At 42.1% G+C, this 15338-nt stretch carries 11 protein-coding genes and 1 riboswitch; of the genes, 7 read left to right on the plus strand and 4 right to left on the minus strand.

Annotation, left to right across the window (positions count from 1 at the left end):
• Positions 1–14 precede the first annotated feature (14 nt).
• Together NYE65_RS15850 and NYE65_RS15855 are read left to right on the plus strand one after the other, a co-directional pair.
• Positions 15–659 (plus strand): amino acid ABC transporter permease, encoded by a 645-nt coding sequence (locus tag NYE65_RS15850; RefSeq protein ID WP_034305627.1) that lies wholly within the window; start codon positions 15–17, stop codon positions 657–659.
• Positions 656–1390, plus strand: a complete 735-nt coding sequence (locus NYE65_RS15855) for an amino acid ABC transporter ATP-binding protein (protein ID WP_098187094.1) — start codon at positions 656–658, stop codon at positions 1388–1390. The genes NYE65_RS15850 and NYE65_RS15855 overlap by 4 nt, the downstream gene beginning before the upstream one ends.
• Before the next feature lie 243 nt (positions 1391–1633).
• On the opposite strand, the gene NYE65_RS15860 is transcribed toward NYE65_RS15855, so the two are convergent.
• The gene (locus NYE65_RS15860) at positions 1634–4141 is read right to left on the minus strand and encodes an NEW3 domain-containing protein (RefSeq protein ID WP_340861216.1); all 2508 of its coding nucleotides are present in this window, start codon (positions 4139–4141) and stop codon (positions 1634–1636) included.
• A gap of 246 nt (positions 4142–4387) precedes the next feature.
• Here NYE65_RS15860 and NYE65_RS15865 point away from each other — a divergent pair, with 246 nt between their 5' ends.
• The 5 genes from NYE65_RS15865 to argH are packed head-to-tail and all read left to right on the plus strand — an operon-like array spanning position 4388 to position 11006.
• On the plus strand, positions 4388–5614 hold the full coding sequence (locus NYE65_RS15865) for an ROK family transcriptional regulator (protein ID WP_328176644.1): 1227 nt from the start codon (positions 4388–4390) through the stop codon (positions 5612–5614).
• On the plus strand, positions 5614–6693 hold the full coding sequence (locus tag NYE65_RS15870; protein WP_098187097.1) for an extracellular solute-binding protein: 1080 nt from the start codon (positions 5614–5616) through the stop codon (positions 6691–6693). The genes NYE65_RS15865 and NYE65_RS15870 overlap by 1 nt, the downstream gene beginning before the upstream one ends.
• A gap of 15 nt (positions 6694–6708) precedes the next feature.
• The gene (locus NYE65_RS15875) at positions 6709–7821 is read left to right on the plus strand and encodes an ABC transporter ATP-binding protein (protein WP_340861217.1); all 1113 of its coding nucleotides are present in this window, start codon (positions 6709–6711) and stop codon (positions 7819–7821) included.
• Positions 7818–9506, plus strand: coding sequence for an ABC transporter permease (locus NYE65_RS15880; RefSeq protein ID WP_340861218.1), 1689 nt, complete (start codon positions 7818–7820; stop codon positions 9504–9506). Before NYE65_RS15875 ends, NYE65_RS15880 begins: the two co-directional genes overlap by 4 nt.
• Positions 9507–9521: 15 nt before the next feature.
• Entirely contained in the window at positions 9522–11006 is a 1485-nt protein-coding gene (argH, locus tag NYE65_RS15885) for an argininosuccinate lyase (protein WP_340861219.1), read from the plus strand.
• Positions 11007–11712: 706 nt separating this feature from the next.
• On the opposite strand, the gene NYE65_RS15890 is transcribed toward argH, so the two are convergent.
• The 3 genes from NYE65_RS15890 to NYE65_RS15900 all read right to left on the minus strand — a co-directional run bounded on the left by NYE65_RS15890 (position 11713) and on the right by NYE65_RS15900 (position 15006).
• Positions 11713–13191: a sodium:solute symporter family protein gene (locus NYE65_RS15890; RefSeq protein WP_096338936.1), complete on the minus strand. Its 1479-nt coding sequence runs from the start codon at positions 13189–13191 to the stop codon at positions 11713–11715.
• The gene (locus NYE65_RS15895; RefSeq protein WP_048685209.1) at positions 13188–13388 is read right to left on the minus strand and encodes a DUF3311 domain-containing protein; all 201 of its coding nucleotides are present in this window, start codon (positions 13386–13388) and stop codon (positions 13188–13190) included. The genes NYE65_RS15890 and NYE65_RS15895 overlap by 4 nt, the downstream gene beginning before the upstream one ends.
• Before the next feature lie 277 nt (positions 13389–13665).
• Positions 13666–15006 (minus strand): amino acid permease, encoded by a 1341-nt coding sequence (locus NYE65_RS15900; RefSeq protein ID WP_340861220.1) that lies wholly within the window; start codon positions 15004–15006, stop codon positions 13666–13668.
• 188 nt (positions 15007–15194) lie between these two features.
• A riboswitch (glycine riboswitch) is annotated at positions 15195–15273 on the minus strand.
• Between the last annotated feature and the right edge of the window lie 65 nt (positions 15274–15338).

Genomic DNA, 15338 nt, shown 5'->3' on the forward strand with positions numbered 1-15338 from the left:
AAGGGGTGAAAGAAATGGATATAATTGTTGCGGCGTTGCCACTTTTATTAAAAGGACTTCAGGTGACACTTTATATCTTTGTGATTGCCATTATCCTAGGTTTTTTGATTGGTTTACTTGTCGCATTGCTGCGACTTGCCCCCATCAAAATCTTGAATTGGATTGCAAAGGTTTATGTGGATGCAATACGAGGGACACCGTTCATCGTTCAGTTATTTTTTATCTATTTTGGTGTGAATTCATTGAATTTGATTTCTTTGGACAGTACAACAGCTGGAATAATTACCGTTGCAATCAATGCAGGGGCATATTTTGCTGAAATAATAAGGGCGGGGATACAATCCATAGATAAAGGGCAAACGGAGGCGGCAAGATCCATCGGGTTCACTGGAGCTCAAACAATGAGATATGTCGTGCTTCCGCAAGCCTTTAGAAGGATGCTCCCTACCATTACGAATCAATCGATCATCAGCTTGAAGGACACTTCTCTATTATCCGTAATTGGTATAGCCGATTTAACCCAGCAAGGTCAGATTCAAGCTTCGGCAACCTTTGAAGCATTCAAGGTTTGGCTGGCCGTGGGTGTAATTTACTTTATCATCATCTATTTGTTAACCCTAATTGCTAATTTCATAGAAAGGAGGGTACAAGTTCGATGAGCATCATTACAGTAAAAAACCTAAGAAAATCATTTGGAACTGTCGAGGTTTTAAAAGATATAAATGCAGAAGTGCAGGAAAAGGAAGTAATTTGCGTAATAGGCCCTTCTGGATCTGGAAAGAGTACATTCCTGCGTTGCCTGAACCTCCTTGAGGAAGTTACCGGCGGCGAGGTGGTCATTAACGGACATGATATTACCGATCCTAAAAGGAAAATCAATATAAACAAAGTCCGGCAAGAAGTTGGAATGGTTTTTCAACATTTCAATCTATTTCCACATAAGACCGTTTTGGAGAACATAACCTTGGGCCCTATTAAAATTCGTGCCACCGATAAAGCGGAAGCAGGAAGATTAGCGCTTGAGTTATTGGATAAGGTTGGTCTAAAGGAAAAAGCAAGTAGCTATCCGGGGGAACTTTCCGGCGGACAAAAACAGCGGGTCGCCATCGCAAGGGCATTGGCGATGAATCCGAAGATCATGCTATTTGATGAACCGACTTCTGCCCTTGACCCTGAAATGGTCGGTGATGTTTTGGAGGTAATGAAACAACTTGCTAAAGAAGGGATGACAATGGTCGTCGTTACGCATGAAATGGGCTTTGCCCGGGAAGTCGGGGACCGGGTGATATTCATGGATGGAGGGTATATCGTGGAAGAAAATGAGCCGAATGAATTATTCGGTAACCCTCAGCACGAAAGAACTAAAGCATTCTTGAGCAAAGTGCTTTAACGGGATGCTTTTAAGATCGTAAATCATGATTGAAGTTGTGCATAAAGTGTGGACAAAGGAATGCGGGAAATGAGGGGAAACCCAAACGCATGAGCCTTTCCCTTATCTTTGTGCATAACTTTTTTGGTTTTTAGAGCAGGAACCTATCAGTCAGGAGATGTTTTTATTCATATCAGCTTCAATCGGGCAAACGTCACAGAAAAGAAACCTATGCATTTAACACATGCATAGGTTTCTTTCTATTTATTTGGCTCCGTAACTAATCAAGTTCGTCATGATTCGATATCCGCCTGGAACCTGGCCTTGAATTTGCCTGTATAGGACAAGGTTGGTATAGAGGTAGGTACCATTACCGTATTTAGCCATAAGGATACCGCCATCAAATGGTTCTTCATTCGGATCAGCCATGGAAATGAATGTTTCATACCGTTCATCCCATTCCATTGGGAAATACAATCCTCTTTCTTGGACCCAATTGCTCCAGTCATCACTTGTTATTTTATTTGGATAGGTAAAAAGCGCCGAATCTGGTTTCGACACGTTTACTGTGGCTCTTTCATCGGTTACCCGCCAGCGAATCGAAGGATTCCCGAGGGTAAGGGGATATGGAGCCGTCTTCAAGGCATCCCATCCATCACCCGGTTTATGGTACTGTACAACGAGATGTCCGCCGTTTTCCACATACTCAAGTAAGCGCGCGTTATTTGCCTTTAAATCTTCCCTCGATAGATAGGCACGGATGCCTGTAACGATCGTGTCATATTGACTTAAATCACCTTCAGCTAAATCAGCTGCAGTTAACTTCGTAATGTTCAGCCCTGCATTGCTTAAGTAATCTGCCACTTTATCGAATCCGCTTTCAATGTACCCCACTTTTAATGAAGCTGGCTTCAAAAGCTCAAATGCAACGGTATTGATAGCTGCTGGGTATTGGTAATAGAATGTTCCGATATGGTCATAGGAAATTTCCTGAATGGTCGAATCAAAGGTTTTCCCATTGACAGTGGCAGCTGCCTTCACCTGATATTCACCATTTTGGATGGCCTTAGGCGGTCTGAGGGTGAACTTCACTTGTTTTTCTTCTGACTTTTCATTAAATGATACAGTGGCATTTTGGGGATGAACTCCCCAATTTTCAGGGACTTTTAAAGCGACCGTTGCAGATGCCTTTCCTTCTGTATAGTTTTTCAAGGTCACCGCCACTGGGATTTCCTCTTTTACATCTGCTGTATTTACGACGATATCTTCAGGAGATAAGGTAAGGGCAATGTCGGGAAGGACGGCGATCGTTCCATCCAATTCTTCCTTGATGGAAGTTTTTGTGCTCCCGTATTTATAAGAAATGCTGGTCGTAATGGTTGATTCATCATAGGAATGGTAATAAGCTGCATCTTCAGGGACTTCAACCAGGTAGGTCATTGTCGCTGATTTATTGGGTGCCAGATTGACATCTTTTGATTTTATTTTTGTCTTCCATCCTTTAGGCACGTTCAATGCAGCAGCGACTTTTTTCAATGTTTGTTTCCCGTTATTCTTCATGGTTATGGTTACGTACGTATTTTGTCCTTTAGTAAGAATCTTTGAAGCTGCTTCAGCTTGAACCTCGAGCCCTGAGGAGACATAACTGACGTTTTGCAATTGCTCTTCTTTTAATGAGAGCTTATGAAGCAAGTCGTTTTTGATGGCAGGGCTTAGCTTTGCCTTTTTGACTTGCGCAGTCATTGAACGAACATTGGAAAGAGCTTTTTGGGATGTTGTAAAAACACGTTTAGCATGGGGATAAGACTCAATAACAGCGTCCAGATTCCGTTGCAGGTACCTAAATTCACCTTTTAATTTTGAAGCTGAGCGGGGGAGTTTTTCAGCCCATTCAGTAAAATTGTAAGGTATACCTGCAAAAAGGTCCGACTCGCTTTTTGTATCAACCGCGCTTTGCTTCAAATCCAAATGGATCTGGCGCGGTGCTGCAGGGATATCAGAACCCATGCCTTGGCTTTTGTGCAGATAGCGGGATTGTTCTCCAAGCTGTGGGTAAGTCATTTTGTATATTGGGTCATATTTACCGATTTCTATCGAAGTGGTTGCTTGATCTGCCGAGGAAACGGGCAAATATAACTTTTTCACTTGCCATACCGATAGGCCTTGTTTCAATTGTTGTGGAAACACAGTTGGGTCGGCGGCATCCGTAAAGGCACGTTCACTTAGGATTGTCATTGTTCGATGATGTCCATGCTGGGTATCATCATTTTGAAAGGATGGCATCAATATATCTGGCTGATACGTCCGAATAAAGCGGATAAGCCGTTCATATGTGAGTTCCTCGCCCCATTTTTGTAATGTTTCCTCTGGTGTTTTAGAGAAACCGAAATCATAAATGGGATCAGAGGTGGTTTCGCTTAGATGATAGGCTTTAACCCCGGTGATTTTTGCAGCTTCTATCATTTCCCTCGAACGGATGATTCCAAGAGCGTTGTCCAGTTCATCCCCAATTTCATTTTGTCCTCCCTCACCACGGTTTGCAATCAGGCTGGATGTTTTCACCCCTAACCCTCTCGATAGATAAGCGAGAAAGTCACTACGTTCATCATCGGGATGAGCACCGCTGTTCAAGAATGTCACAGTCGTTTCGAGCGGCTTGACCGCATTCCATAATTCGACGTTGGTATCATCAGGATTTGCAGCGCTGCCTCCAAGCGGCAATGAGGCAAGAACCAACAAAAGGGAAAACAACGATAACAAAGCTTTTTTCATTCTTCTTTTAACCCCCTTCAACTTTTATAAAAAAAAATGTAGGTTAGTAATGTTTTCTAACTAACCAGATAAAAAACCTATCTAATAAATAGCACTAATGGTTATAAATGTAAACAATTCGAAGTAACTATTAAAAATTGAACATTTTAAATGTTCCGAAAAAAACTTGTGCGTTGAAAATATTTAAGTTATATTTTTACTTAATTAGGAAGATTTACTAACTAAATAATGTAAGGCCGTGATGTGATGAGTTTTAAAAGGACACCCAGTCATCAAAAATATGTAAATAAAAAAAGAATCATTCAATGCATCCAAGAATGTTCACCCATTTCAAGAGCTGAAATCGCCGTTAAGCTTCAGCTAAGTAAACCAACTGTTTCTCAGGCTGTGGATGAACTTATACAGGAGAAATGGGTATTCGAGAAAGGAATAGGAGTATCCTCATCTCAAGGCGGGAGGAGGCCCATCCAGCTCTTTTTTAATGAAAAGGCTGCCTATATCATCGGTGTCGATATAGGCGGGACGAAAGTGAAAATCATTTTAAGCGATTTAAGCGGCAACATCCTTGCTGACACTAGCTTTTCAACAAACACTTATTTAAATTCAGGGCTGCTTAAACAAATGGCGATTGAAACGGAGCGGTTAATTGCAAAGAATCAGATTGCGAAGGAAAGGATATTGGGGATGGGAGTCGGGATCCCTGGCATTACGCAAACGGCAAGCGGATTAGTAATAGAGGCACCGAGTTTAGGCTGGGTACAATATCCATTTATAGCAGAAGCGAAGCGTTATTTTGATTTCCCCATCTTTCTGGACAATGATGTAAACGCGGCTGCACTAGGTGAACAATGGCTGGGTAATGCACAAAATAAGCGGAATTTACTGTTCATTGCAGTTGGCACGGGAATCGGAAGCGGCATCATCTTGAATAACCAGTTATACAGAGGAGCTTCCAGTGCCGCTGGGGAAATGGGATATATGGTGACGGACAAAGAGGATATAAAACGTGAATTCAAGCCGATTTTCCATAGATACGGCTATTTGGAAAGTGTCGCTGGAGGCAAGTCGATTGGCGGTCACTTCACCAGGGAGGTCCTCAAGGATCCTCACCATTTTTTATTCGAACGGGCCAAATCTTCCGAACTATCGGGGGAGGATGCTTTTTTGGCAGCAAAAAAAGGAGACACTGCAGCTATGGCCATCATAAATGAAGCTATCGAACATTTAGCCTGCGGAATTGTCAATGCGGCTAGTTTGCTAAATCCGGAGGTGATCATTTTAGGAGGTGGTGTATTAAATTCTGCTGAATACATTTTACCTAGAATTCGGGAGGTCGTTGATCGATATCTTCCAAGTTTAGTAGAAATGAAAACTTCACAACTGGGAGAAAACGCAGGGGTGCTTGGAGCGGTTTCCCTATTTTTAAGGGAACATGATGGCATTTTGAATTTTCGCGATGAGGGGGAATATTAATGAAAAATAGGAAAAAGTCGCTTGTTTCAGTACTGACCTTATCGGCAGCACTATTAATTTCGGGATGTAACGGTACAGATACGAAAACGAATTCGGATGCTGGCGAAAAGGGTGAGCTCGAAGATAAAATCGTTGTTTATTCACCGCATGGCAAAGATATTTTATCAAAATTCGAAAAGCAGTTCGAAGATAAGTATGGTATTGATGTTGAGTGGCTTGATATGGGTTCTCAGGAAATCCTTGACCGTGTTCGTTCAGAGAAAAGTAATCCGCAGGCAGACGTTTGGTGGGGTGCACCTTCCACGAACTTCAATCAAGCAAAGGATGATGGGCTGCTGGCCGCTTATAAGCCTAGCTATTCCGATAGTCTCGATGAAGGATTCCGCGATTCGGAATGGTATTGGACAGGAACGAGCCAGACACCGGAAGTCATCATGTATAACAGCAAAGAATTATCAAAAGACGAGGTACCGAAAGATTGGGATGAGCTGCTTGATCCGAAATGGAAAGACGAAATCATCATCCGCTATCCGTTAGCCTCCGGAACGATGAGGACAATTTTTTCTGCGATGATCTATCGTACGTATAAGGATACAAATGATCCAAAAGAAGGGTATGACTGGTTAAAGAAGCTCGACCAAAACACGAAGGAATATTCAGCGAATCCGGAAATGATGTATAACAAGGTAGCCAAAGGAGAGGGCTCACTTTCCGTTTGGGCAATGCCGGATGTCGTCATGCTGAAAGAAAATAAAAATTATCCATTTGAGTTCGTCATTCCAGAAAGCGGAACGCCAGTATTGACAGAAGGTATCGCCATCGTTGAAGGTGCCAAGCATCCAAAAGCGGCTGAAGCCTTTTATGAGTTCGTGAATTCACAAGAAGCCGCAAAAACTTTGGCAGAAGAATTTTACAGGATTCCGACCAGAAGTGATGTTAAGGGTTTACCTGAATGGATCACGGAAACGGAAATTAAAGCGATGGATATTGATTGGAATGCATTCCAAGAAAAAGGTGACGAGTGGATGAAATACTGGGACGAAAATATTAAAAGTGGAGATAAAGAAATTAAAGAATAAGGAAGTGTCGTTGGGATGGCGTCAATAAAAATAGAGAATGTCCAAAAAGCCTTCGGGAAAACGATAGCTGTTGACCAGTTAAATCTGGACATCAAAGAAGGCGAGTTTTTTACCTTTCTTGGTCCAAGCGGCTGCGGTAAAACGACAACACTTCGGATGATTGCCGGTTTTTATTATCCAACTAAAGGTGTCGTCCGATTTGGCGACAAAGATATGACGCGTGTACCTCCGGAGAAAAGAAATACAGGCATGGTTTTTCAAAACTATGCCCTCTTTCCCCATATGACTGTTTTTGAAAATGTAGCGTTTGGCTTGCGTGTGAGAAAGGTTTCTTCTGCTGAATTAAAGAAGAGAGTGCTGGATGCCCTCCAAAAGGTCAGGCTGGAGAGCTATTCGGATCGTCAAGTGAGCCAGTTAAGCGGAGGGCAGCAGCAGCGGGTGGCCCTGGCGAGAGCACTGGTCATTGAACCGGAAATATTACTGCTGGATGAACCATTAAGTAATCTGGATGCCAAGCTTCGTGATGAAATGAGAGTGGAAATCTTAAGGCTGCAGCGTGATTATAAGATTACCACCATTTATGTCACCCATGATCAGGCTGAGGCATTATCCATGAGTGATCGAATCGCTGTGTTCAATTATGGTGTATGTCACCAGGTCGGGACGCCAACAGAAATTTATAATCGGCCGGCCAATGATTTTGTGGCGAGTTTTATAGGCGAGATTAATCTTTTGCCCGTTCAAGTTGAAAAAGTTCAACAAGATAATATAGAGATTGTCCTTAAGAATAGTGAAAAACCGATTAAATTGAAGGTGGAAAATCAAGCTAGGGACGGAATTTCAATCATACAGAGTGATGCTGACCTTGCTGTTTCGATTCGTCCTGAAGCAATCAGGATTCTGGATGTGACCGAAGAAGGAACGAATATCTTTAAAGGTAAAATAAATTCCGTCCAATTCTTTGGATCTGTTGTGAATGTCATGGTGGATGTTCAAGACGTGTTACTAAGGGTCGACGTATTTAACACCCATGTTTTTGGATACTTTTATCAAGGAAAGGAAGTGTATGTCCAGCTTCCCGAGAAACGGCTGCGTCTTATCCCTGTCATAAGCGGTGATGCGCCATGATTAAAAATCGTGATACGAGATTGACGGTTTGGCTCCTTATACCAGTTGTATTGGTGCTCATAGCATATGTACTCTACCCGTCATTGAGGACCTTTATTGAAAGTCTGCAAAAAGACGGAACGATATCCCTTGGAAATTATCAGGACTTCTTCGTACAGGAATCGAAAACGAACTTAGAGGCTCTTTGGAATTCTGTTTATATATCCTTTTTGAGTGTATTGGTCAGTGCCTTGATTGGCATTCCGCTCGCATTCATTTTTAACCGTTACGATTTTCCCGGCAGAAGCTTCTTTTCATCAGCAGCGATTTTGCCGATTGTCCTTCCATCATTGGTAGGGGTAATGGCCTTTATGTTTTTATATGGAGAATCGGGATTGATTCCAAATGCCATCAAGGACCTGTTCGGTCTCGATAAGGTTCCATTCAAGATTGGCGGGGTACCGGGAATTCTTATCGTGCATGCCTATACGATGTATGTTTATTTTTATATGACCGTATCCGCTGCAATCAATAAAGTAGATCCATCACTTGAAGAAGCCGCTTATAACTTAGGAGCAAATAAATTAAAGGTTTTTTGGAAGGTGACATTTCCATTATTGACACCTGCAATCGTTGCCGCCTCTTTACTTGTTTTCATGATATCGATGGCTTCTTTCAGTGCTCCGTTTTTATTAGCTGGCGGATACAGGGTGTTGAGCCTGCAAATTTATTTTTCAAAAATCAATGGTGATATGGAAATTGCCGCTACCCAATCGGTCATTCTATCCATCGTTTCGATTTCATTTCTATTATTCATGCGTTGGTATCAGAATAGGAAGGATTATCGAATGGCCTCGAAAGGGATTGGGGCACACAGGAGTGAAGTGAAGAACCCGGTTATGAAATATGTGATGGTCGTAACGGGGGTCATCGGCGTAATTATTCTGCTTTTACCGCACTTTACGATTCTTTTGCTTTCACTTGTGCCGGATGGAACCTGGACATTTCAAACGTATCCCACAGTATTTAATGTGGAAAATTACAGGCTTTTGTTTGAAGACCCTAATATCTTCAAGCCGTTAAGAAATAGTTTACTGATGGCGGTTATTGCAACGTTGGCAAATCTGGTGTTTGGGGTCATAGCGTCTTATGTACTTGTCAAACGGAAATTCGTCGGGAAAAGCTTTGTCGATATTCTAGTCATGATTCCTTGGGCGTTGCCTGCAACGGTCATAGGGATGAACTTGATATTCGCATTCAATGAACCTAGCGTTTTTTCCTTTGGTCAAATTTTGGTAGGAACATTTTGGATTTTGCCGCTTGCCTATTTCATCAGGCATATTCCACTCGTTGTCCGGTCGACTAATGCCGTTCTGGAGCAGCTGGATGATTCGATTGAGGAAGCAGCCAGAAACTTGGGGGCTAAGTGGTTTTATACCTTCAGAAGGGTAATATTTCCGATTATTATGCCTGGTGTTTTATCAGGGACATTATTGGCATTTATCGAATCTGTGGGGGAATTCCCGACCTCGGTCCTGTTGTACACGATTTCAAACAGGCCCATATCCATTGAAATCATGAATCAGCTTCGGATGTTCAATATGGGGCAGGCCGCTGCCTATGGGATGATTCAAATCACGCTGATTGTAATCGTTCTCTTTATTTCGAACAAGTTTTTTGGAATCAAAGCGGAAAAAGCTTTATAAATCGGAGGTTCAAAGATGAGCAGGCTTGAACAATTTATCAAAAATGAAGGTAGTGTCTTTCCCGGAAAAACCTATGTTAGAGAGCTTCTGATGCCTGTTTTTAATGATCAAAGAGATTACTTATTTGATGCAATGTTCGATATTCATCGGGCACATGTCATCATGCTTTCGGAACAAAAGATCATTAAAGATGAAGAGGCGAAAACCATGCTTGATGGGATTCGGAAAGTGGCCCAAACAGATCTCGCGCAGTTGATCTATCAGCCCCAATTCGAAGACTTATTCTTCATGATGGAGGCAAAGATCGGTGAGGAAATCGGCCATGAACTTGCAGGGAAGATTCATATCGGTCGCAGTCGTAATGATATGGGGGTTGCGATGTACCGGCTTGTTTTGAGAGGTCATCTGCTCCAATTGGTTGGCTATGCAAACCAATTGAGTGAAGCATTCTTGGTGCAGGCTGAAAAACATACAGAAACCTATATTACAGGTTACACACATACCCAACCGGCTCAGCCGACTACAATAGGACATTACTTTTTAGCCATTTATGATGTGCTTCAAAGGGATATTGGCCGGTTATGGGCAGCCTATGTAACGGTTAACCAATCCCCTTTGGGTGCAGCCGCATTAACGACCACCGGTTTTCCGATCAGTCGGAACCGTACGGCTGAACTGCTTGGGTTTGATTCGGTGATTGAAAATTCCTATGACTCGATTGGCGGGGCAGATTATTTATTGGAAACCGCAACTGCCATCATGACGTGCATGGTCAATACCGGAAGGTGGATCCAAGATTTCCTGCAGCATGTGACAAGGGAGTTTGGTACATTTCACGTGGCGGACCCTTATGTTCAAGTGAGCAGCATCATGCCGCAAAAAAGGAATCCTGTCTCCGTTGAACATTCCCGTTCGATTGCAAGCAGTGCGTATGGTGATGCACTTGCTGCCATGAATATGATTCACAATACACCATTTGGTGATATCGTCGATACGGAAGATGATTTACAGCCACATTTATATCGGGCTTTTTCGAATGCAGGCCGTGTTATGAAACTAATGTATGCCGTCATGTCGACTTTGAAAGTAAATGAAGAACATACAAAGAAAATGGCCGCAAAATCCAGTATAACGATTACTGAATTAGCGGATACCCTTTCAAGAGATTACGACATATCCTTTAGAAAAGCCCATTCCATAGCCAGTCATATTGCAAAAAAGTCGATTAGTGAAGGGAAAGAGCTATATGATTGGGACACACAAGAAATCAACAAGATCATCAATGAATTCGTATCAGTGAACATAGCAGAAGATGAATGGAAAAAAATAATCTCTCCCGAATATTTTGTGGAAATCAGAAGCATTCAAGGCGGGCCCTCCCCTAAAGAGGTTACGAGAATGATTTTAAATAGAAAACAAAAACTGGAACAAGAGTTGCAGAAATATAAGAAAGTGATCAAAGAATTGAATGATGGCAGGAAGGCTTTAGTGGATTACTGAAATGAGCTTTAACGGGCATGAAACTCACGAGTATTTGCTTCAAACTCACGAGTAAAAGCATGAAACTCCCGAGTATTTGCTTCAAACTCACGAGTAAAAGCATGAAACTCCCGAGTATTTGCTCCTAACTGACGAATAAAAGCCCGAACCTTCTGAAGAGAGTATTTTTTGTTGGCTCGGAAGCAATACGATGCATTTTACTGAGAAAGCTTCATATTTTATGATATATAGTCATTCTTTATCAGGGTGGCTATTTATTTTGGATTTTTAATGCAACTGAGTCATCCCCAGTGACCATGAATGTAGATTATTCCTAAAAGCAATTCTATTATTTGGAGAATATATAATGTGAGGCGGAATGTTAATGTCAAATAGATCTCAGTTCGGTGTTATCTTGATTTTAATAGCTTTCGTAATATCGATTACTTTTTGTTTGAATCCGGAAGTCTTATTAAGAGGTGGATATGATTTAGCTATTGATGGCCTGGTAGTATCCAGAACCTTGATGATTATTTTTTCGTTGTATTTATTAGTTAAAATAGGGGATTTGTTTATAAACAGAAAAGATTAATAGTCTAAAATGAGGTTTCCCATCAACAATATTGAGATAAAGGACACTATGCTTGGAAGCCGAGAATAAGGAAGGCTCAGTCTTTTGACTGAGCCTCCAATGTTTATTGATCCATAACCAGTTTCAAAATTTGCTTCATATATCGTTAACGGATTTAGGTTCCAACTGAACCGCGTGCTTTCTGAAAGCAATACTCACCGTGATCATCACAATGAAATTGACTGCCAATGCAATGATTCCCACATTCAAATCTTTTGCTGCTTGCGGCAAGGATGGAAACAAGGTCCCTATTGTCGATTGACTGAGTGTAATGCAGATTACGATGGCCAATCCGGTAATGATGCCGGCGATTGCGCCAAATTTATTGATCGGATTATTCCTTTTCAGACTAAAGAGAAGGGATGGGAAGAGCTGTGTGATGAGACTGTATCCCATAAGAATTAATGCCGACATCGTTTCACCGCCGTTTAAGGTGAAGTAGACGGCTATAAGGGCAATGATTGGCACAAGGAACTTTGCCAATCGTACAATATGGCGATCGGATACGTCAGGTGCAAATTCCTTATAAACGTTTTTCGCGAGCAGTGTAGCGACGCTCATCAAAAGCATGGATCCCGGCACCAGTGCGGTCAACAATCCAGCGCCGCCGATTATGCCTATAAACCATGGATCAAAGGTCTCGATTGAAAGGCGCAGCAATGAGAGGTCTGCATCTGCCCCAACGAGTCCGGGCACTTTCAATATAGCTGTAAACCCAACGAAAAAGACGAATAAAAGCATGAGTGTATATAAAGGGCTGATGATGGCGTTCTTTCGAAATACCTTGCCGCTGCGTGCTGAATAAACAGCGCTGAAAACTTGTGGCCACATATAGAAACCGAATACGAGCAATATTACCGTGGAGATGAACCATGATACGCTAAGCCCCTGATCAGGGAACTTTAGAAAACCAGGCTTGGCGGCATCAACCGCTTCAAACATCGGCTGAAATCCGCCAAAGTAATGAATCGGCAGATAAATCCCCAAAAATCCTATTATGGCAACCATCATGATATCTTTAATGACAGCGGTCCAAACTGAACCGTGGATACCGGAGATCATCACATAAATGGTAAGGCTGATCGCCCCCATCCAAACTGCCTCAGACATTGAGATGGCACCATAAGATGCTTCTGAGACAATGATCCCCAATCCTTTCAGCTGCACGACAATCACTGGAATCATCGACACCACACCGACAAGTGCAGCCAAAATACCTAAACTGGGACTCTTATATTTGCTTACAAAGAAATCGGATTGAGACATCAGTTTATTTTCTTTGGCATATCTCCATATTTCCGGAAGGAGCCAATAGGATAATACGTAAGACAAAGTAATGTAAATTAGAACATATAGAGCGGGTGCACCCTTGCCATAAGCCCAGCCGCTGCCGCCAAGGAAGGAGAAGGTCGTATAGATTTCCCCAGCCATCAGCAGAAAGACGAATATCGCACCAAAACCGCGTCCGCCGACCGTCCATTGTTCCAAGTCCATATCTTTTCCTTTTGAAGAGCGTATTCCTAAAAATATCGATAGAAGTAAAAATGCTAAAATGATTAAGAGAGCAATATTCATTCCTGGTCACCTTCCCGATTCCTGGGATCCAGCTTATACATGATGCCGAGTATGGCAGAGGTAAGGACCACCCACATAGCCATCCAGAACATATTGAAAGGCATCCCTAATACATATGGTTCTATTTTATTAACAAAAGGTAGAAATCCCAGTATGCCTATAAAAGGAACTAGTGTAAGAATATATATAATCTTCATTAAACAACCCCCTCCGTTTTAAATAAAGTGAAACGCCCACCAATGGGTGTTTATTCTTCAATGCCACTGATGGATGGGTGAACCAAACCGGATGGAAAATTCATACATGACGGAAAAGGTCCGATAATCTATATTAGCTTACACTATTTTGATATAAAATTTAATGCAGTTGCCTGATATATTTTAGCAAAAGTGTGCAGAAAGCCGAAGGCCTAATATGTTCATATGCAGATAAAGCCTTGAATTCATATTGAGTTCAAGGCTTTATTTCCTTTAGCTATCTTTTTTTCCGATAATTATATAGTATCACCAAGAGGATGAACCAGATTGGGGTCAAGAGCAGTGATAGCCGTGTAGCTTCAGCGAATAGCATAACAATAAGGATGAACAGGAATAAGCCTAAAATGACGTAATTGATAAAAGGTGTAAAAGGAGCCTTGAAAGTCGATTCGGCTCTTAGGTCGGGCCTTGTTTTCGAATATTTGATATGGGAGATCAAGATAATGCTCCATACCCATATGAAACAGATGGCACTGATGGTAGTCACGACAGTAAATGCCTGTTCCGGTATCAGCTTGCTTAATAATGCCCCTATTGATACAACGATTGTGGATGTGAATAAGGCATTGCCCGGAACAGCGTGTTTATTTAATTTTTCCAGTTTAGCTGGGGCTTCGCCATTCCTGCTTAACGTATAAAGTATTCGGCTCGTTGAAAATAAACCGCTGTTGCATGCAGAAGCAGCGGATGTCAAAACGACGAAGTTGATGATCCCTGCAGCGACTGGAATGCCGATTAACGCAAAGACCTCTACAAATGGACTGCTTGTGGCATCCAGTTGTGTCCATGGGTTGACGCAGAGAATGACGAATAGTGCACCAACGTAGAAAAGCAAAATCCGGACAGGGATTTTATTGATGGCAGATGGAATGTTCTTTCGCGGGTTCGCCGTTTCTGCTGCAGAAACCCCGACCAATTCGACACCGACAAATGAGAAGACGACCAACTGTAAAGATAACAGGAATCCGGAAATGCCATTGGGGAACATGCCGCCATGATTCCAAAGGTTCGTTAGGGAAACCGTTCCGGTATTGGTATTGAAGCCGAGGATTAGAAGGAAAATTCCTACGATGATCAAGGCGATGATCGTGATTACTTTAATGATGGCAAACCAGAATTCCAATTCGCCAAAGATCTTAACGGTCAATAGGTTCAATCCTAACAGAATGACCAGACAAAGCAGAGCCGGAATCCATTGAGGGACATCAAACCAATATTGCATATAAACACCGACAGCTATGATATCGGCCATTGCGGTCATAATCCAACAAAACCAATATGTCCAACCGGTCACGAAGCCGGCCCATGGACCGACATATTCAGTTGCGAATTCAGTGAATGATGTGTACCCTGCATTGGATAAAAGCAATTCCCCCAGGGCCCTCATCACAAAAAACAAGGCAATCCCTATTATCATATAAGAGAATAATATGGAAGGACCTGCTAATTGTATGGCTTTTCCGGAACCTAAAAATAAACCGGTGCCAATGGTTCCTCCTATTGCAATCAGTTGTACATGTCGATTTTTTAAATCTCTTTTTAATTCTTGTTTAGCCAATTCGTACGCCCCCGTTTTTATAGTCTTGGTAGTGAATGTTTACCTGCATGGTCTTGGAGAGAGGGACGTGATTGTCGTCCAGCTTGCCTTTCCCATTTGTTGTTTTAGTCCAATCACAAAATGGACATTAAAAAAAGAGATTGGATAATACCAATCTCTTAAAGGGCTCAGAATAACAATATATCATTCGTTACTCTTCTGTCCTTTTGCCTGAGATTGTGAATCCTTCGGCGCTGCATCTTGTACAGTCTCTCCAGAAGCTGCTCCTGCTATAGTGTCATCCACAGCATTCATCGCTTGCTTGTATGCGGTTGTGAAGAAATGTCAGTCAG

Origin of the sequence: Peribacillus sp. FSL R5-0717, assembly GCF_038002945.1 — a bacterium.
Classification (GTDB): Bacteria; Bacillota; Bacilli; order Bacillales; family DSM-1321; genus Peribacillus; species Peribacillus frigoritolerans.

Bases quoted from the DNA above. Each gene is read 5' to 3' on its own strand.
- NYE65_RS15860 (WP_340861216.1), bottom strand. From the start codon at position 4,141: ATGAAAAAAGCTTTGTTATCGTTGTTTTCCCTTTTGTTGGTTCTTGCC.
- NYE65_RS15890 (WP_096338936.1), bottom strand. From the start codon at position 13,191: ATGAATATTGCTCTCTTAATCATTTTAGCATTTTTACTTCTATCGATA.
- NYE65_RS15855 (WP_098187094.1), top strand. From the start codon at position 656: ATGAGCATCATTACAGTAAAAAACCTAAGAAAATCATTTGGAACTGTC.
- NYE65_RS15870 (WP_098187097.1), top strand. From the start codon at position 5,614: ATGAAAAATAGGAAAAAGTCGCTTGTTTCAGTACTGACCTTATCGGCA.
- NYE65_RS15880 (WP_340861218.1), top strand. From the start codon at position 7,818: ATGATTAAAAATCGTGATACGAGATTGACGGTTTGGCTCCTTATACCA.
- NYE65_RS15875 (WP_340861217.1), top strand. From the start codon at position 6,709: ATGGCGTCAATAAAAATAGAGAATGTCCAAAAAGCCTTCGGGAAAACG.
- NYE65_RS15850 (WP_034305627.1), top strand. From the start codon at position 15: ATGGATATAATTGTTGCGGCGTTGCCACTTTTATTAAAAGGACTTCAG.
- argH (WP_340861219.1), top strand. From the start codon at position 9,522: ATGAGCAGGCTTGAACAATTTATCAAAAATGAAGGTAGTGTCTTTCCC.
- NYE65_RS15865 (WP_328176644.1), top strand. From the start codon at position 4,388: ATGAGTTTTAAAAGGACACCCAGTCATCAAAAATATGTAAATAAAAAA.
- NYE65_RS15895 (WP_048685209.1), bottom strand. From the start codon at position 13,388: ATGAAGATTATATATATTCTTACACTAGTTCCTTTTATAGGCATACTG.